The organism is Neobacillus camarae (assembly GCF_054950115.1).
On the sequence record NZ_JBUCKX010000004.1, the window covers coordinates 611,427 to 629,334 of the forward strand.

A 17,908-nucleotide genomic window follows, 5' to 3' on the forward strand; every position below is an offset into this window, starting at 1 on the left:
TACGTAAGTATTTAATCATAAGGAGTTGCAGAAAGGAGGCCTTTAATAGTGAGAAATCATTCAATTCATCATCATGGGCCATATAATATATACAGTTACTTCGTCGGCTCTAATCCACCGACATCATGGAATCCGAATCCGTTGACCCCAAAAATCCACCAGACAGCGTTATTAAGTCCATTTACCTTTGTTGTAGGCGATGTCACCATCCGCGAAAACTCCTTTGCCGCACCGTTCGTCAGTATACGAGCGGATGAAGGTACGCCTTTTTATATTGGCCGTAACACCAATTTGCAGGATGGGGTGATCCTTCATGGCCTAAAGGAAAAATATGTGGATAAAAACGATCAAAAATTCTCCATTTATATCGGAAATGAAGTATCTTGCGCCCATGGGTCGCTCATCCATGGGCCAAGTTTAATAGAGGATCAAGTATTTATTGGATTTAAAGCGATTGTCTATAATGCCACCATTGGGGAAGGCAGCTTTATCTCATCCACTGCTGTCGTAACTGGTGGAGTGACCATTAAGCCCAACCGGTTCGTTCCCCCAGGGGCTTACATCGATACACAAGCCAAAGCCGATTCATTAAAAGAAGTACCAAAAACCGAGGAGGAATTTGCCAAAGAGGTCCAGCGCGTAAATCAGGAATTCCCGGCCGCCTATTCCATATTACTCGGAAAGACACGCTGCTCCTGTGGTTTAGCCTGCTAAAACAAAGCTTTTATCCCCCTTTACTCCTGTGTTTTTGGAGTGGGGGGAGATAATCATAGGAAAAGTTTTTATATAAAATAGCGGCCATCTAATTTTTCATATATTTTTCATTGAATAAAAATCAAAATCTATTAAAATAAAAGAAAGCGATAACATATTTGTGCACGCTAAAATGTTAACGTTAACATTATTCAACACATACACTTGGAGGCCAGAGAATGAAAAAGTATGTCATTTGTGGAGTTAGTAACCGGGCAATTAATATGTTTATTAAACCCCTCATCAATGAATTTTCAGAAGAAAACCAGATTGTTGGACTGCTAGACCCGGATTCGCTGCGCTTTAACGTTTGCAAAAATCAATTTCCACAGCTTGAACAAGTACCAACCTTTTCGCCAGATCAATTTGATCAAATGATTGACCAAACCAAACCGGATTGTGTCGTTGTTGCAGGCAGAGATGATTCCCATGTGGATTATATTCTAGGGGCCTTAAAAAGGGATATTGACGTTATGACAGAAAAGCCAATGGTAACGAATGCTGCCGATGCTTACCGGGTCATGCAGGCGGAAAAACAGAGCAAAGCGAATGTGACCGTGACATTCAATTATCGATATAATCCTTTCCATCGAAAAATTAAAGAAATGATTCTGGAAGGCAAATTGGGCAGAATTACATCCGTTGACTTAAACTGGTATATTGATACTTTCCATGGCTCCAGCTACTTCAGAAGGTGGAACCGGTACCGGGAAATCTCAGGAGGCTTGTCCATCCATAAATCGACCCATCACTTTGATTTAGTGAACTGGTGGCTGGATCAAAAACCGGAGGAAGTATTTTCGTTTGGCGCTCTTAACTATTATGGTCCGAACGGCGGCCTTAATCCGCAAAAAGTGCCAAGCCGGTTTTGCGGCACTTGTGAAGACCAAGCTAATTGTGATTACTTTATGCGCTGGAACCCGCGCAGCGGCAAAAACAGTGTAAAGGATGACCACCTCTTGGCAGGCGTATATAAGGAAGTCCCTTACACAGACTATCGCCCGGATGCCTGTATCTATGACGAGGGGATCAACATTGAGGATACTTACACGGCGACAGTGAAATATGATGGCGGCAGCCTGCTTAGCTATTCCATTAACTTCTCACTGCCATATGAAGGTTACCGCTTGGCAATCAATGGAACAAAAGGCCGGATTGAAACAACCGAGTACCATGAACCGTCTCGGATTCCATTTAAATATCCAGAGCAGACGATTGAGTATTACCCGCTATTTGGCGGCAAAGAGACGATAGAAGTCGTGAAAAATGCAGGAGGACATGGCGGAGGCGATCCCGTGTTGATTTCCGACTTATTCCTAGGACCAGACCCAGCGAGAAAGTACCCTATCCTAGCCGGTTCTGAAGCAGGGGCCTATTCTATAGCTGTTGGAGAAGGTGTATGGCGCTCTGTCCAAGAAAAGCGTCCGATTAAGATAGAGGAGTTATTACAGGATTCTAAAGAGTTAGTGGAAAAGTAATATAAACATAAAAAACATACTAACAGTGATTCATGACTGTTAGTATGTTTTTTTATATGCTATTAATCCCTTTTAAAAAAGGCTTTGTTAAACGATACTGTTGATTTTTTACTCTGTTGATTGGAGCGGAAGACGCTCCCCGGATCGCCTGCGGGTACGCTGAACGTCTAAAGCGGAAATCAACAGCCGATTTAGCAGAGTAAAAAGACATCTCTATAATTATCTTAAAATTTTATAATAAACCCAAAAAATTATCCATTTTTCCTGAAATCGTTTTCAAGTAACATGTAAAGGGAGGTACACAATTATCAGGGAGGCAGACAGGTTATGAACGACACTCGAGTGAAAATTGATAGCGCCAATCCGATTAAATTAAAGCCCACTAGATCTTGGCGGACCTATTTGGGTGGAAAACTGATTGAAGAACTCCATGGTGCCGAAAACCCAAAGGACAGTCATTTCCCGGAAGAATGGATGATTTCCATAGTTTCCAGCCGAACAATTGGCCGTGAGGATGACGGGTTGAACAAGCTCGATCTTCTGGATGCGGACATTACGTTGAAAGAAATAGTGGAAGCCAATCCGGAAGAATTTTTAGGAAAAAGGCATGTGGAAAGATTCGGCACCCAGACGGGAGTATTAGTCAAGCTAATTGATTCAGCAGAACGTTTGATCGTTCAGGTTCACCCCGATAAGGAGAAAGCAAAGCAATTTTTTGATTCAAGTTATGGCAAAACCGAATGCTGGCATTTTGTAGGCGGCCGGGAGATTAATGGTGAACCGCCGCATGTGTATGTTGGCTTTAAATCCGGTGTTACAACAGAATATTGGAAAGAGTTGTTTGACAAACAAGATATCGAGGGCATGCTAAGCTGCCTTCATAAATATTATGTTTCACCCGGCGATACTTTCCTGATTGAAGCGGGGATTCCCCATGCCATCGGGCCAGGCTGCCTGCTGGTCGAGATTCAAGAGCCGACTGATTTTACTATCCGCATGGAAAGAACATCCCCTTCCGGCTTGCATATTGAGGATTACTTAATTCATCAAGGCATTGGGTTTGATAAGATGTTTGACATTTTTAAATACGATTCCTATTCATGGGAGGAAACTCTGGGGAAATGGCAAGTTGCTCCGGAAACTTTAACGGAATCGGAGAGCAATCGCGAAGTGGAATTAATCGGCTATAAACGGACCCCTTATTTTCGCATGACGCAAGTAGAAGTAGAAAATCAAATGGAAATAAAGGGTGATGGGGTTTTTTCGGGACTTTATCTCCTCTCCGGCAGTGCCGCCATCATGACAGGTGACCATCACCAAGATCTAAAAAAAGGTGATCAGCTGTTTATTCCTGCCCAAGTCATCAGTTTTACCATCATAAATAATGGCCCAGCCCCGGTTAAGGCATTACGCATGTTCGGGCCCGAAGTTTGTTACTAAAAGCACAATGTAAAGCCATTTATGTATTTTTAGCTATGTTAAATGTAAACCGAGCTGAATTTGTGAATAAATCGACAAAAAAAGACATTAATATCTTAAAATTTTATTAAAACATATTAAAATCTTTAATTATTTAAGAAACCGTTTTCATTTAGAATGTAGTCAAGAAAGGAGGAAACAAGATGAATGTTTCAAGCGGAGTGACAGAAAACACAATCAACACAGAAAAGTCATTAAAAAAGAAAAAGATAACTAAGGGAAATCTTACCCCTTACCTATTCATACTTCCCTCTCTTGTCTTAGTCATAGGGTTTCTATTTTATCCGATAGGGACAGTATTTTACTACAGTCTTCAAAACTATGATGTGGCAGCACCATTCTATAATGGTTTTGCCGGTTTGGATAACTTTAAAAACATCTTTACAGAAGACAAAATGTTTCTCCCAAGCTTGCTAAACAGCTTGAAATGGGTCGTATCAGAAGTGGGCCTTCAATTGGTTTTTGGTATGATCGTTGCATTACTATTAAATCAAACTTTTAAACTTAGAGGATTGGTGCGGGCGGTTGCCTTCATTCCTTGGGCGATATCCGGAGTACTTGCATCCTCAATGTGGTCGTTAATCTTTAACGAACATATGGGGGTACTGAACGATTTGCTCATGAAATTAGGATTGGTGGATGAACCACAGGCTTTCTTGGCCGGTACAACTACTGCATTTACAGCCGTAATCATTGCCGAAATGTGGAGGGGGATTCCATTCTTCGCGATTACCTTGCTGGCTTCCTTACAAAGTATTCCTACAGAATTATATGAAGCGTCTAAAGTGGATGGTGCCAGCAGATGGAAAACCTTTATCTATGTGATCTTGCCACAACTAAAAAATACGATTGTCCTGACTACCTTACTAAGGGTTGTTTGGGAATTCAACAACGTCGATCTATTGTTTAATTTAACGGGCGGTGGTCCAGCACATTCAACAACCACTCTTACCATGTATATAGCTGACTTAGCGGTCCATGGAAGCAATTTCGGATATGGCTCTGCATTAACAGTCGTTTCCTTCGCCATCCTGTTAATCTTTGCAATGGTTTATCTGAAATTATCCCGTTATGAAAAGGAGTGACGTCTGGGATGTTATTTAATAATAAAAAAGCTGACAGATTTTTAACCATGTATCTTCCCATCACTTTTATGCTGTGCTTCACTATTTTCCCGTTATACTGGACAGTTAATACAGCGTTTAAGCCAGAGGGAGATATTATCAAACGTCCATTGCAATACCTGCCGGCACATCCGACGATTGATAACTTTGTCAATGCTTGGACAAATATCGGATTTGCCACTTTCTTTAAAAATAGTGCGATCGTCGGTGTATCAGCCGTGATTGTGGTTCTTGTCTGCGCAACTTTATCGGGTTATGCATTAGCAAGATACCAGTTTAAAGGAAAACGAGTTTTCATGCTCATGCTCTTATGCACCCAGTTTATCCCAAGGGCGATGATGATTATTCCGTTGTTCATCATTTTCAAGAATCTCGGGTTAATCAGTAATCCACTTTCCTTAATAATCACTTATTCAGCGGTTGAAATTCCGTTTACCACCATCTTAATGAGCGGATTCATTTCAAACGTGCCAAAAGAGTTAGAAGAAGCAGCGATGATTGATGGCTGTTCCAAACTACAATCATTACGCCATGTAGTCTTTCCATTATTACTGCCAGGTATAGTTGCAACAGGTGTATTCACCTTCATTTATACTTGGAATGAGTTTCTTATCGCATTGATGCTGACCAACAAGCAAGACAAGTTCACCCTCCCAGTAGGATTAAGTACAATGTTGGGTGAGTTTAACGTCAACTATGGAGCTTTGGCAGCAGGAAGTGTAATCGCTTTAATTCCGGCAATCTTGTTATTCGCCTATGCGCAGAAGCACCTTGTCAATGGTATGGGTGGGGCTGTGAAAGGTTAATATTAGAAAACTCGCCAACTGGCGAGCCCTAAAGGGCGGTTCATGAGGCGTAGTTGCACTTATGCCTGATAGGAAAGTTTTATCCTTTCCTAACGGCAAAAAAATAAAGGGAGGCAGTTTCATGTTAAAGAAAAAATTTGCAACGACTGCTCTTGCTCTTACTGTAGCATCCAGTATGTTTCTAACTGCTTGCGGCGGGGGCAGCACAGAGGAAAAAGCCAGCACGACCAAAAAAACAGCAGAAAAATCCGATGAACCGGTTACCCTTACGTTCTGGGATGAAAACGCAGGACCTGCACGTACACCAGTATGGGAGGAAGTCATTAAGCGGTTCGAGGCAAAATATCCAAATATTACAGTCGAATATGTAGGTATTCCTAACAGTGAGGCAAAATCAAAATACGACGCGGCCATTGCTGCTGAGGATACTCCAGACCTTGGTTCCTTGCAAACCACTTGGCTTCCGGAGTTTGCCATCCGCGGAGCTTTGAAACCGCTTGATTCTTACTATAATAAATCGGAAATCAGCAAGAAATTGAACGAAGGTGCCGTTAATGTAAACAAAGAAATTACCCAGGATAAAAAGCTTTATGGTATTCCATATGCACAAAACGTAGATGCTCTCTGGATCCGTACTGACTGGTTTGAGCAAGCTGGTTTACAAGAACCAAAAACTTGGGATGACTTCTTTACTGACATCGAAAAACTGCGTGACCCGGCTCAAAACCGTTATGGCTTTACCATCCGCGGCGGTGCTGGTGCATCCTTCACCATCCAACGTGCGATGTTTGCATACAGCGGACTGGATTACTTTGATAAAAACGGTAAAACGAACATCAATGATCCAAAGAACGAAGAATTTGTTAAAAAGTACTTCTCTTACTATGACAAATGGACTCCAAAGAGCGATATCACCAATGGTTATAAAGAGATGATCGCTGCATTTGATACTGGCGTTGCAGCAATGGTTCACCACAACCCAGGTTCTTACGGCGAGCACAAAAAGGCACTACAAGATGGCACCTATAAGTTAATCCCACTTCCAACAACAGATAAAGGCAACTATGTAGTGGAAGGCGGAAACGCTGTTAACTTAGGTATGTTTAAATCTACTAAACATCCGGATGAAGCTTGGAAATTTATCGAATTCGTAAACTCTCACGAAGCACAAAGTTACTGGAACGAACAAACTGGTCAAATCCCAACCAACAAAGATGTATTAAAAGATAGTTGGGTACAAAACGCACAACATATTAAAGTAGCATTTGAAATTTATAATAATCCAAAAACCAAGGTTTATATGCCTCCATTCTATCTGCCAGATTACCGCACCATCCTTGATACCATTGTTGACCCAGGTGTGCAATCTGTTATGAGCGGTAAGATGACCGCTAAGGAATTTTTGGATCAATGGGCAAAAGCAATCGAAGATTCGAAAGCTAAATACGACAAGACTTTTAACAAAAAGTAAGATAGCCTGACTGGGTGTTGATTCGATTGACACCCAGTTTGTCTATATCCTTGGAATTCGCAATTAAAACTAGTAAATTCGTAAATAAAATTGTAAAATGTGGAAATAAATCGGAAAAATCTAATAGTTAAGGGAGACAGGAGAATGACAACCAAACAAATCACAACTGAAACGCCGTTAATGATGGCGGAAAAAGCTAGCCGTGCCTTAATGGAAAAATTCCGTGCCGAGGATCTGCCGCCGGTCAATGCTTTCCACTATCATCAGGGAGTTTACCTATATGGGGTCTATCGAGTGTATCTGGCTACCGGTAATGAAGAGTACTTTGAATATATCAAAGCCTATTATGATAATCTGATTGATGAAGAAGGAAATGTATGTTTTGAGCGTGACCAGTTGGACTCTACCATGACGGGAATATTGCTGTTTCCATTATATGAAAAAACGAAGAATCCAAAATACCTGATTGCGGCAAAACGCTTAAGAAGTGCTCTGGATACCATTAACCGGACTTCCGAAAATGGTTTCTGGCACAAAGAAAAATATCCGTATCAAATGTGGCTCGATGGCCTGTTCATGGGCGGACCGTTCATGCTGATGTACAGCCAGCAATTCCATGAAGAGGAATTGATTCAAATGGTTCTCTTGCAGGAAAAGCTGATGAGAAAACATATGATTGACGAAAAAACGGGCTTGCTTTATCACGCTTGGGATGAGAAAAAAGTTCAGCCATGGGCAGACCCTGAGACAGGCTGTTCACCGGAATTCTGGGGCCGTTCCGTTGGCTGGTATGGGACGGCATTGATTGACTTAATTGAAATTCTTGGTGACAAGAAACGCGGCCAAGAGCAATTAATCCAGTCTCTTCAAAGCTTTATCCCGGCGATTGTCCAGTTCCAGGATGAAAAATCAGGCTTATGGCATCAAGTAGTTGATAAAGGTGGCCTTGAAGACAACTGGCTCGAGTCTTCCTGCTCCGCTTTGTTTATTTACTTCATTTCCAAAGCCATTCAACATGGCTATGTGGACGATTCTTACCGTGCCGTCGTAGACAAGGCATATAAGGGATTGTTGGAACACATGGTAGAAGAAAAAGAAACTACTCTTGATCTAAACGGCATCTGTATTGGCACTTCAGCAGGGGTGTATGATTATTATGTGGAACGCCCGACATCCACGAATGACCTGCATGGGATGGGCGCGTTTATTTTAGGAAGCATGGCATACTACGACCTGATTAAATAATGGATATGGCTGCTAAATTTTTATTATAAAAACGCTGATAGAAACCTTTTCTTATGCTGACTTTTTATGCATAGGAAAAGGTTTCTATAATTTTGGGGGAAGGAGGACTATTGTACTAGACTGATATAAAAAGACGGTGAAAGGTGGAAAAATGTTGAAGAGGTTGAAAGCTGCACTATCAATAATATTAGTTTTATTACTGGCGTTAAGTAATTTTGGCGCCAAAACACTTGCAGAAACTGGCACCCCGGCGCCAGCATCTCCTATTAACCTGCAGATACCGAACCTTGCTTTTGATGAAGACAGCATCACTCTTGTATGGGACAAACCAGAGAATTACAAAGATATTGTTGACTTCAATGTCTATATGAATGACAAGAAAATTGGAAGCGCTTTAAAGGATAATGGTGGTCCGGCAAAAACTTATATCGATAATTTCTATAAAAATATCGATAAAGATAATTATCATGTTGATATTCTGATTCATAATTTTACTGTTGAAAATCTTATACCAAATAAGTCTTATGAATTTTATGTCACTTCTGTCAATGCTGAAGGAATTGAATCTGTACCATCCAACAAAATAGTTGGAAAAACAACGGCTGTGCCGAAGGTTTTTAATATTGTTGATTATGGTGCCACACCGAATGATGACACAAAGGATACGAAAGCCATTCAAGCAGCTATTGACGCAGCCACTCCTGGCGCAAAAGTAGTGATTCCAGAAGGGAAGTTTATCTCTGGAGCCATCTGGCTAAAATCTGATATGACTTTACAAGTGGACGGCTATTTGCTTGGCTCACCGGACCCTGCAGATTACAGCGGAAATTTCTGGGTGTACGATTACTCAACAGATGAGCGTTCCTATGCCCTCATCAATGCCCATACTTATGATTACGGCAGCCTCAAGAACATCCGCATTGTCGGAAAAGGCACAATCGATGGCAATGGATGGAAGCAAGATCCGAGTTCCCCAACCATTGATGAAGCCGGGAATGAACTCCCTAAATTAATGGCTGGCAGCAATTCAAAAGTAACCGGCGACGTTAAAGTTGAAAATGGGAAAATGAGCCCGCTCAACCTTGATTCTCCTAATACATATGGGATATTGGCAGCAGCCCAAACGTATGCAGCTCAAGTGGATGGAATGATTGCTAAGTCAGCCTATTCTACCCGTTCCAATCTCATTACCGTACGCGGTGTTGACGGCATGTATTATGAAGGAATTACCCAGCTTAACCCATCCTTCCATGGGATTGTCAACCTTCACAGCAAAAACATTGTCGTAAATGGCACAACAGCAAAAACTTATGATGCCAACAATGCCGATGGGTTTGAGTTTGGCGATTCCCAAAACATTATCGTGTTTAATAACTTTGTAGACACAGGTGATGATGCCATTAACTTTGCAGCCGGGATGGGACAAGCCGCTGCTGATGAGGAACCGACCGGAGAGGCGTGGATTTTTAACAACTATATCCGTGAAGGACATGGCGGAGTGGTAACAGGCAGCCATACCGGCAGCTGGATCCAGGACTTTTTAATCGAAGATAACATTATGTACAAAACAGATGTCGGCCTGCGTGCCAAAACCAACACGCCAATGGGCGGCGGAGCAAGAGACATCCTTTTCCGGGATAATGCATTAGAAGGAATTGATGGAGATGGACCATTCGTGTTTACATCCTCTTATGAAGATGCCAATGCGGCCATTCTTTACGAACCGGCACAAAAAATATCTCAATTTAAGGACATAAGGGTTGAGAATACAACAGTCCGTAATCAAGGCGGCAGTAAGAAGCAAGCGATACTCGTACAAGGCAATAATGATGTAGGGGAAGTCTATCACGAAAATATTACCTTTGAAAATGTCAAATTTGACAACGTCTATTCCGTAAAAATGGATTACGCGAAAGATTTTACCTTTAAAAATGTGTCCTTTACGAACGTTAAAGATAATAGGGGAAACCCGTGGAGAATTACGAATTCCACAGGAATTGTCTTTGACAATACAACAGCAGCACCTGCGGATGCGTCCCAAGAACCTCAATGGTCAGATGACGCAAAGGTTGAAGCTGTATCGTCTGAAGATGGAAAGAGCGTTACTTTAACCTGGTATGGGGCAACCGACGCAACAGGAGTCGCGGGATATACCATCTATAAAGATGGAAAGAAAATCAGCGCAGATTATACAACAACGAAAACGACAAGCTTAACAGTCACCGGACTAAGTCCAGCTAAGGAGTATTCATTTAAAGTGGAAGCAACAGACGCAATAGGAAACCGCACTTCCGAAGGTCCGGAAACTAAAGTGACAACGAAGGGAACGGCAGATAACACAGCACCAGGTCTTCCAAATGATACCCGGATTAAAGAACCCACTACAGCCATTTCTGCAAGTGACACCTTTAGTGGCCAAGCAGTGGATGTGGTTTACCCGGGATTCACTTGGGCATCTGTTAGTTGGAAGCCGGCAACGGATGAGACAGGCATCGCTGGCTATAACGTCTATGCAAACGGAGAATTCTATGGGTTCGCTGAATCCAATAACTATACGTTAACGGAACTCCAGCCTGGTACGAAATATATCATTGAGGTTGAAGCAGTAGACCTGGCCGGAAATAAAACGCGATACGGTTCCTCGTATGAACTGGAAACAGCGGTTCCTTACGCAATCGGGGCTCCTAAGTTTGCGGGCGGCATCAATCCGGAAATGGGGGACGATGGGAAAAGTGTAACCCTTTCTTGGAACAAGGCAACAGCTGCCAATCAAGAAGTCATCGGTTATCGGGTGTATGTTAATGGCCAGCCCATTAAGCCTGAGGGAGCAGAATTTACCCCAATCAATAGTGATATGACCACAAAAGAAACATCTTATACTATAACGGGTCTTAAGAGAGGGAAAGAATATACCTTTAAAGTCGAAGCAGTGGCAAAGGGAATCAAATATTCAAAGCGTGAAAGATTAGCTGGTACTGAGGAGTTCCCGGATGGTCTTGCCGCAGTCTCAGGATATAGGTGGAGCGGTTTTGGCCCGAGCATCACACTGACGCTTAATAAGGATTTTAGCCGTAGCAACGGAAATGGAAATGGTCTGAAAAAATAATATAATGATATTTTTTTAAAGGTTCTGGTAAACGATAGATTTTATAAGTACTGTGGATTGGAGCGGAAATGACAGCCTAATCTAACAGAGCTTTTTTTAAAAAGAGAAAGCTTTTCAATGGCGGGAAGCTTTCTCTTTTCCTTAAATGAGAGAAAACTCACTTCATTAATTAACAGTTTAAGATAAAATATACCTGTTTACCAAGCGGCAAATATAGTTTATTGTTTATGTAGGAGCAAACGCTTCCATGAACTGCTTACGGGGAGTCTGGTAATGATGGCTGCAAAGATCAGGAACTTTTTTAACCGTTATTTTTTCAACTCGTTTAAATCGACAATCAATACGCTGTACTTACCCATCATTATTATTTTTATATTCATTTCAGGGTGGGTTTCTTCCGTTTTGGCCACCTCGCAAATTGAAGAAAATGCCTATAAAAATGTCAATGATACCATCTTTCAAACGAAGAATTATCTGGATTACATGCTATCGGATGTCTTTTTGCAGCTTGTGTCGCTATCAAGTGACCCAAAGGTCCAATCACTATTGGAAACGGATGAATCGGAAGTGAGTCCTGAAACGAGGATAGATATCGACCGGAATTTACAAATGATTTACACGCGATATAGCGTTATTTTGGAATCTGTGTTGATTGGATATGAACACGGGCAGCATTCGTTTTTTCGGACTTCCTATAATTACTATCCTTCCATCCATTATAATGAATATTTTTCTAAATTTAAGGGGAACAGGGAAGGTTACTATTGGGAAAATCTCCACCCCGACATCAATTTTGACAAAACCAATAAAGTCATGTCGGTGTTCCGGTTGTTGGAAGGAGAAAAAACCAGAGGTATGGTGTTATTTAACTTACGGACAGATTTTTTTGAAAAGGTATTGAATAAATCGTTAATTGGTAAAAATGGCTACCTGACCTTAATTAGTCCCGATGGAAATTTTGAATCGAAAAATGTAAAAAATGAGTACAAGCTGGATCAAGAAACGTTGCATGCCGTGCAAAAAGAGTCGAAGGAAAAAGGTCAGTTTACCTATAAGAGTAATGTCGGTGGAAATATGATTGTGATTTACGATACCCTTGAGTCGAACAACTGGAAAATTGCCGCCGTTGTCCCCGAAAGTGAAATCCTTAACAAGGTGAATTATATCAAGCATTTTACGATTTTATTAATTGTCGTGCTGGCCTTTTTTGCGATCTTCCTTGCCCATTTTATCGGTAGGTTTATTTCAAAACCGTTTGAAAGGATGGCTTTTCAGATGGCGCGATTTAATGAAAAGAACCTTGACTTAGACCATGAAATGTCTGGCCCCGAGGAAATGAAAATCCTTCATAACGGTTTTAAGGAATTAATTGTGCGGATTAATACGCTAATGGAGCAGATTCAAATGGAACAGGAGGAGAAACGGCAACTCGAATTCGCGATTATGCATGCGCAAATCAACCCGCACTTTTTATACAATACTCTTTACTCAATTAAAGGATTGTGTGATATGGGGCTGAATAAGGATGCCAGTCAAATGATCAGCGCATTGTCCAGTTTCTTCCGGATAGGCATCAGCAAAGGGCGGGAAATTATCAGCATCCGGGAAGAAGTGGAGCATATTCAGCATTACCTGTACATTCAGGAGATGCGCTATGGGGATGACTTTGCCTATCACATAGATGTCGATGAGGAAATTTTATCCTATAATATTATTAAACTCTCGTTACAGCCATTGATTGAAAATGCGATCTACCATGGCGTGAAACAAAAACGCGGTAAAGGGAATATCACTATCAAAGGCTATCAATCGGGAACGGACATTATATTAGACGTGGCAGACGATGGAAATGGAATAGAAAAAGAGAAATTGAACGAAATCACAAGAGAAGTAGAGTCTTCTTACCGAGATGAAAAGACGTTTATCGGGATTGGTCTGAAAAGTGTCAATGAACGGATCAAGATCCATTTTGGTAAAGAATACGGACTGACGATTTTAAGTGAACCAGGCCTTGGGACCACCGTGAGGGTCCATATTCCCAAAACAAAAGGGGAGAGTGTGAAACATGCATAAGGTAATCGTTGTGGAGGATGACCGGATTATTCGCCGTGGGCTATGCCAGGCAATCCCTTGGAAGGAGCATGGATTTATCTTGGCAGGAGAAGCCCCCGACGGTGCGGTTGCCCTGGATCTAATCAAAAAAGAACAGCCGCAAGTGGTGGTATCTGACATTAATATGCCATTTATGAGCGGTCTGGAAATGGCTAAACATGTAAAAGAAGTCAGCCCGGACACCAAAATTATTTTTTTGACCGGATACGAAGAGTTTAAATATGCCCAAGAGGCTATTAAATTGAGGGCTTTTGACTACCTGTTAAAACCGGTTACAGGTGATCAGCTGCTCCAGAAGGCAAAAGAGGCGGCGGCGGAATGGGAAGAGAAAATGTCGCAGGAGAAACGCATCCATGAAACGATCCCGTTGCTTCAACAAAACTTTTTTCAAAAGCTGGCAGAGGCTAATGAACAACAAATGGATATCGAACAAGAACTGGCTGATTTAGGGATTCAAATGGCGGGGCCGTACTTTTCAGTTATGCTAGTGCAGTATAACAAAGAGGCAGAAGGGCCCAATTTTAAGGCACTAGTGGCAGAAATCACTGAAGCCTTGTTTGCCAATGTGGATTCAGTTGTTTTGGATGCGGGCCCCAATGAAATAGCGGCTTTATTATCATTGGAAAATGACCAAGATGGCGCCAAGGTGCAGCTTGCCCAAGAATTATTTGACTTTGTGAGCCGTAAGGCCATGCAGCCTGTCACGATTAGCTATGGCAGAACCTATGGTAACTTGTTTGAACTCCGCCATGCGTATCTGGAATCCCGCCTGGCCTTGGATTTGCGGCATATCATGGGCACTGGCAGAGTCATTTCTTTCGAGGATACGGTTTCCGGGGATCATCAACCGGAGACAGATTTGGCGAATTTACAAGCCAAACTGGAAAACCAAATCAAGCTCGGCTTACCGGATAAAGTGAAACAAACACTCGAACAGCTAAACCAGGCTGTCCTTGAAACAAAGACGGTTACGTTAGCCGATTTAAGAGTCATCGCCCTGAAATTCAGCACCCTGCTGATTTTTGAAATGGAGAAGTGGAATGAGGAACAGACAGAAAGCTTTAACACCTCGGAAATGTATGGAACCATCATGGGGATGCAAACGCTTACTGATATGATAGAGATTCTCAATAAACTGGTCGAGCAATGGTCAGCAGCGATGTTGAAACGGAAGGATAAAAATAATTTTAGCCATGTTGACCAAGCCATTGAGTACATGAAAGAGAATTATCATGACAGGGGCTTGACCCTGCAAAAGTTGGCTGAAGTAATCCATGTTAGCACACCTTATTTAAGCAACTTGTTTAAATTGGAAAAAGGGTTTAACTTTGGGGATTATTTGCTTGAGCTCCGCATGAAAAAAGCGATGGAGTTGTTGCGGGAAGGCAAAGTCAGGACAAGCGATGTCAGCGAAAAGGTAGGCTACAGCAACCCGCAGTATTTCAGCATTTGTTTTAAGAAATATACGGGTTATACTCCGGCAGAATACCGGAAAAATTTCTAAAAAAATACTCCATCAGCTGTAAAGGCAATCTCTGGCTGATGGAGCTTTTGTTGTTTTAAACCGGAAAAGCATCTTCCAAGTCTATTAATAGATTCTGTCTGCATTTGTTCATCGCCGCTAGGATATCGTGGAGAAACGCTTCATTGATCCTGAAAAAGGGGATGCTGACACTGAAGGCGCCGAAATTTTTTTCATTTAAGGTAAGGCTCATGCCGATGCAAAAAACTTCGTCCTCATGTTCACGGTTATCAAATGCATAGCCAAGTTTTCGAATCCGGCCGATTTCATCCATGAACAGTTGACTATCGGTAATGGTGTACGGAGTAAACCGGTTAAACTCCGTTTGATCTATATAAGATTGGATTTCTGAATCGGGCTTTTCCGCCAGTATTGCTTTGCCCATTGCGGAACAGTATAACGGTAAATTTTTTCCAACTTGGGAATATAAACAAATCGGCTTGTTGCTTTCCAATTTGTTGATATACACGATATGGGAATTGTTTTGAATGCCGAGGTGGACAGTTTCTCCTGTTTCGGTTTGCAACTGTTTCAGATAGGGTTGGGCAAGTTCCTTGATATCATATTGATTCATCGCCCTGTTGGCATACCGGATAAGAGACGGGCCAAGCTTGAACTTCTTCGTTTCTTCATCTTTACGGACATAACCGATTACCGTTAAGGTGTCGAGAATCTTTAAGGCAGTGGGATTCGTCAAACCTGCCCCTTTTGCAATTTGATTTAGTGACTGTGGCGTGTCCGCTGCGGCTAAATACGCCAATATTTGATCTGCTTTAATGAGAACGGTGCCGTAAAGCTGTTTAGTCTCCGTCATAATTCCACCCAACTTTTTTCGTATTGTAAATTATTTTAGATAAGGCTTTGTTAAACCATTATGTTGATTTTTTTAGCTGTTGATTGGAGCAGATAAGCTCGACCCCCGCGGGTTAGCTGAGCACCTTTCGCTGCAATCAACAGCCCGATTTAACAGAACCTTAGATAAAAGTGAAAATTTTATAGAATTTCAGATATTCGTTGTAATCCTCAATACAATTATATATAATTGTCTTGTAAGTTTCTATATAGTAAATCAAATTTCCAAATAGGAAATAATAACTAGCAGGTGATAAGATGAAAAAACTAACAACGCTCACAAAATTAGTAGATTGCGGTGTGGTCGCTGTCGTTAGAGCAGACTCTAAAGAAGAAGCGATTAATATCTCTGAAGCATGCGTGAAAGGCGGAATCTACGGGATTGAAGTCACTTTCACAGTGAAAGATGCCGATGTCGTCATTAAAGAACTAACCTCTTTTTACGAAAACAATCAAGATGTTGTCATCGGTGCCGGTACGGTGCTTGATGCACAAACAGCCAGAATCGCCATCTTGGCAGGTGCCCAGTATATCGTGAGCCCGAGCTTTGATGATGAAACTGCGAAACTATGTAACTTGTACCAAATACCATATATGCCAGGCTGCATGACGATTACGGAAATGACGCAAGCATTAGAAGCCGGGGTAGACGTTGTGAAACTGTTCCCTGGAAGTGCCTTCGGTCCGGACTTCGTGAAAGCGGTTAAGGCACCGCTTCCACAGGTCAATATCATGCCAACTGGCGGTGTGAGCCTGGAAAATGTGGATAAGTGGATTAAAAATGGCTGTGTCGCCGTAGGTGTTGGCGGGAACTTGGTAGCGCCTGCTAAAACGGGTGATTTCGATAAAGTTACGGAAATGGCTCGTCTTTATGTAGAAAAAGTACAAGCGGCTAGAGAGGCATAAACTATGAAAAAAGTCGTGACATTTGGAGAAATTCTATTAAGATTATCGACCAATGTGGGAGAGCGGCTGACCCAAGCAAGACAAATCAATATGCTATATGGCGGGGCCGAAGCCAATGTCAGTGTTTCACTCTCACTGTTTGGCCATGATGTTTATTATGTCAGTAAAGTGCCCAATAACAGTTTGGGAACGGCAGTGGAAAATCATTTAAAATCCTACGGGGTCCATACTGATTATCTGCTGAAAGGCGGAGACCGGCTGGGCACCTACTATGTGGAGTCAGGAGTGGGCCCACGAAGCGCCCAAGTCACCTATGACCGTAAGTACTCCAGTGTTTCGCAGTTGACGGTGGCCGAACTTGATTGGGATGAAATTTTCAAAGATGCCTCCCTGTTCCATGTTTCCGGCATAACCGCCGCACTGGCACCAGGCATGAGGGAAGTGGTCTTGGTTTCTTTGCAGAAAGCCAAGGAACTTGGGGTCATGACCAGCTTTGACTTTAATTATCGGGCCAAACTATGGAGCCAGCAGGAAGCTGGGGAAGCCATTAAAGCTTATTTGCCATATGTGGACATATGTTCATGCGGTGAGTTGGATGCAATTTACTTATTGGGTATGGAGAGAGCGGATGAGTCGTTAAGCCGTGAAGCCAAGCTCGACTACTATTATCAAAAGATTACCGCCCAATACCCGAATATCCGCTATATCAGTTCTACCTTCCGCGGTGTGATTTCGGCTTCGACGAACACGCTGCAGGGGAACTTTTATAAAGAGGGTGTGCTTTACCAATCGAAGGAGTTCCAAATTGACCATATTGTCGACCGTGTGGGCGGCGGTGATGCTTTCGCGGCCGGAATCCTTCACGGAATTTTGGAAGGAGCTGCTCCGGATGAGCTGATCACCTTTGCAACAGCCGCATCGGTGTTAAAGCATACGGTCCATGGCGACTGCAATATTTTCACTCCGGAAGAAATTCGCACCTTTGCCAATAGCGCACCTGGAAAAATTGTCAGATAGCCAATTATTTTTAACGAATATTAGAGGAGGAAATCGA

General features: G+C 42.2%; 13 protein-coding genes. 12 read left to right on the forward strand and 1 reads right to left on the reverse strand.

Features of this window, described 5'->3' with window-relative positions; genetic code table 11:
• The first annotated feature begins 48 nt into the window (after nucleotides 1–48).
• The 10 genes from ACY8D0_RS24325 to ACY8D0_RS24370 all read left to right on the forward strand — a co-directional run bounded on the left by ACY8D0_RS24325 (nucleotide 49) and on the right by ACY8D0_RS24370 (nucleotide 15,078).
• Nucleotides 49–714 carry an LbetaH domain-containing protein gene (locus ACY8D0_RS24325; RefSeq protein WP_462413025.1) on the forward strand — a complete coding sequence of 222 codons (666 nt, stop codon included), beginning with the start codon at nucleotides 49–51 and terminating at the stop codon, nucleotides 712–714.
• A gap of 218 nt (nucleotides 715–932) precedes the next feature.
• Nucleotides 933–2,231 (forward strand): Gfo/Idh/MocA family protein, encoded by a 1,299-nt coding sequence (locus tag ACY8D0_RS24330; protein WP_462413026.1) that lies wholly within the window; start codon nucleotides 933–935, stop codon nucleotides 2,229–2,231.
• A gap of 327 nt (nucleotides 2,232–2,558) precedes the next feature.
• A complete protein-coding gene (locus tag ACY8D0_RS24335; RefSeq protein WP_462413027.1) occupies nucleotides 2,559–3,671 on the forward strand; it encodes a type I phosphomannose isomerase catalytic subunit in 1,113 nt (370 codons plus the stop codon).
• Nucleotides 3,672–3,853: 182 nt separating this feature from the next.
• Nucleotides 3,854–4,795: a carbohydrate ABC transporter permease gene (locus ACY8D0_RS24340; protein ID WP_462413028.1), complete on the forward strand. Its 942-nt coding sequence runs from the start codon at nucleotides 3,854–3,856 to the stop codon at nucleotides 4,793–4,795.
• 8 nt (nucleotides 4,796–4,803) lie between these two features.
• The gene (locus ACY8D0_RS24345) at nucleotides 4,804–5,640 is read left to right on the forward strand and encodes a carbohydrate ABC transporter permease (protein WP_462413029.1); all 837 of its coding nucleotides are present in this window, start codon (nucleotides 4,804–4,806) and stop codon (nucleotides 5,638–5,640) included.
• Nucleotides 5,641–5,761: 121 nt separating this feature from the next.
• On the forward strand, nucleotides 5,762–7,111 hold the full coding sequence (locus ACY8D0_RS24350) for an ABC transporter substrate-binding protein (protein ID WP_462413030.1): 1,350 nt from the start codon (nucleotides 5,762–5,764) through the stop codon (nucleotides 7,109–7,111).
• A gap of 144 nt (nucleotides 7,112–7,255) precedes the next feature.
• The gene (locus ACY8D0_RS24355; RefSeq protein WP_462413031.1) at nucleotides 7,256–8,356 is read left to right on the forward strand and encodes a glycoside hydrolase family 88/105 protein; all 1,101 of its coding nucleotides are present in this window, start codon (nucleotides 7,256–7,258) and stop codon (nucleotides 8,354–8,356) included.
• Nucleotides 8,357–8,507: 151 nt separating this feature from the next.
• A complete protein-coding gene (locus tag ACY8D0_RS24360) occupies nucleotides 8,508–11,462 on the forward strand; it encodes a fibronectin type III domain-containing protein (protein WP_462413032.1) in 2,955 nt (984 codons plus the stop codon).
• Between the two features lie 273 nt (nucleotides 11,463–11,735).
• Entirely contained in the window at nucleotides 11,736–13,535 is a 1,800-nt protein-coding gene (locus tag ACY8D0_RS24365; protein ID WP_462413033.1) for a sensor histidine kinase, read from the forward strand.
• Complete coding sequence (locus ACY8D0_RS24370) at nucleotides 13,528–15,078, forward strand: response regulator (protein ID WP_462413034.1); 1,551 nt, start codon at nucleotides 13,528–13,530, stop codon at nucleotides 15,076–15,078. The genes ACY8D0_RS24365 and ACY8D0_RS24370 overlap by 8 nt, the downstream gene beginning before the upstream one ends.
• Before the next feature lie 55 nt (nucleotides 15,079–15,133).
• Here the strand turns inward: ACY8D0_RS24370 and ACY8D0_RS24375 are convergent, their stop codons facing one another.
• Entirely contained in the window at nucleotides 15,134–15,910 is a 777-nt protein-coding gene (locus ACY8D0_RS24375) for an IclR family transcriptional regulator (RefSeq protein ID WP_462413035.1), read from the reverse strand.
• A gap of 296 nt (nucleotides 15,911–16,206) precedes the next feature.
• Between ACY8D0_RS24375 and ACY8D0_RS24380 the strand changes: the two genes are divergently transcribed.
• Both ACY8D0_RS24380 and ACY8D0_RS24385 read left to right on the forward strand, forming a co-directional pair.
• A complete protein-coding gene (locus ACY8D0_RS24380) occupies nucleotides 16,207–16,854 on the forward strand; it encodes a bifunctional 4-hydroxy-2-oxoglutarate aldolase/2-dehydro-3-deoxy-phosphogluconate aldolase (protein ID WP_462413036.1) in 648 nt (215 codons plus the stop codon).
• A gap of 3 nt (nucleotides 16,855–16,857) precedes the next feature.
• Entirely contained in the window at nucleotides 16,858–17,871 is a 1,014-nt protein-coding gene (locus tag ACY8D0_RS24385) for a PfkB family carbohydrate kinase (protein ID WP_462413037.1), read from the forward strand.
• Nucleotides 17,872–17,908 lie beyond the last annotated feature (37 nt).

What these genes read in the sequence shown, in the direction of transcription:
- ACY8D0_RS24330 (WP_462413026.1), top strand. Translation starts at nt 933, where the DNA reads ATGAAAAAGTATGTCATTTGTGGAGTTAGTAACCGGGCAATTAATATG.
- ACY8D0_RS24335 (WP_462413027.1), top strand. Translation starts at nt 2,559, where the DNA reads ATGAACGACACTCGAGTGAAAATTGATAGCGCCAATCCGATTAAATTA.
- ACY8D0_RS24340 (WP_462413028.1), top strand. Translation starts at nt 3,854, where the DNA reads ATGAATGTTTCAAGCGGAGTGACAGAAAACACAATCAACACAGAAAAG.
- ACY8D0_RS24345 (WP_462413029.1), top strand. Translation starts at nt 4,804, where the DNA reads ATGTTATTTAATAATAAAAAAGCTGACAGATTTTTAACCATGTATCTT.
- ACY8D0_RS24350 (WP_462413030.1), top strand. Translation starts at nt 5,762, where the DNA reads ATGTTAAAGAAAAAATTTGCAACGACTGCTCTTGCTCTTACTGTAGCA.
- ACY8D0_RS24355 (WP_462413031.1), top strand. Translation starts at nt 7,256, where the DNA reads ATGACAACCAAACAAATCACAACTGAAACGCCGTTAATGATGGCGGAA.
- ACY8D0_RS24360 (WP_462413032.1), top strand. Translation starts at nt 8,508, where the DNA reads ATGTTGAAGAGGTTGAAAGCTGCACTATCAATAATATTAGTTTTATTA.
- ACY8D0_RS24365 (WP_462413033.1), top strand. Translation starts at nt 11,736, where the DNA reads ATGATGGCTGCAAAGATCAGGAACTTTTTTAACCGTTATTTTTTCAAC.
- ACY8D0_RS24370 (WP_462413034.1), top strand. Translation starts at nt 13,528, where the DNA reads ATGCATAAGGTAATCGTTGTGGAGGATGACCGGATTATTCGCCGTGGG.
- ACY8D0_RS24375 (WP_462413035.1), bottom strand. Translation starts at nt 15,910, where the DNA reads ATGACGGAGACTAAACAGCTTTACGGCACCGTTCTCATTAAAGCAGAT.
- ACY8D0_RS24380 (WP_462413036.1), top strand. Translation starts at nt 16,207, where the DNA reads ATGAAAAAACTAACAACGCTCACAAAATTAGTAGATTGCGGTGTGGTC.
- ACY8D0_RS24385 (WP_462413037.1), top strand. Translation starts at nt 16,858, where the DNA reads ATGAAAAAAGTCGTGACATTTGGAGAAATTCTATTAAGATTATCGACC.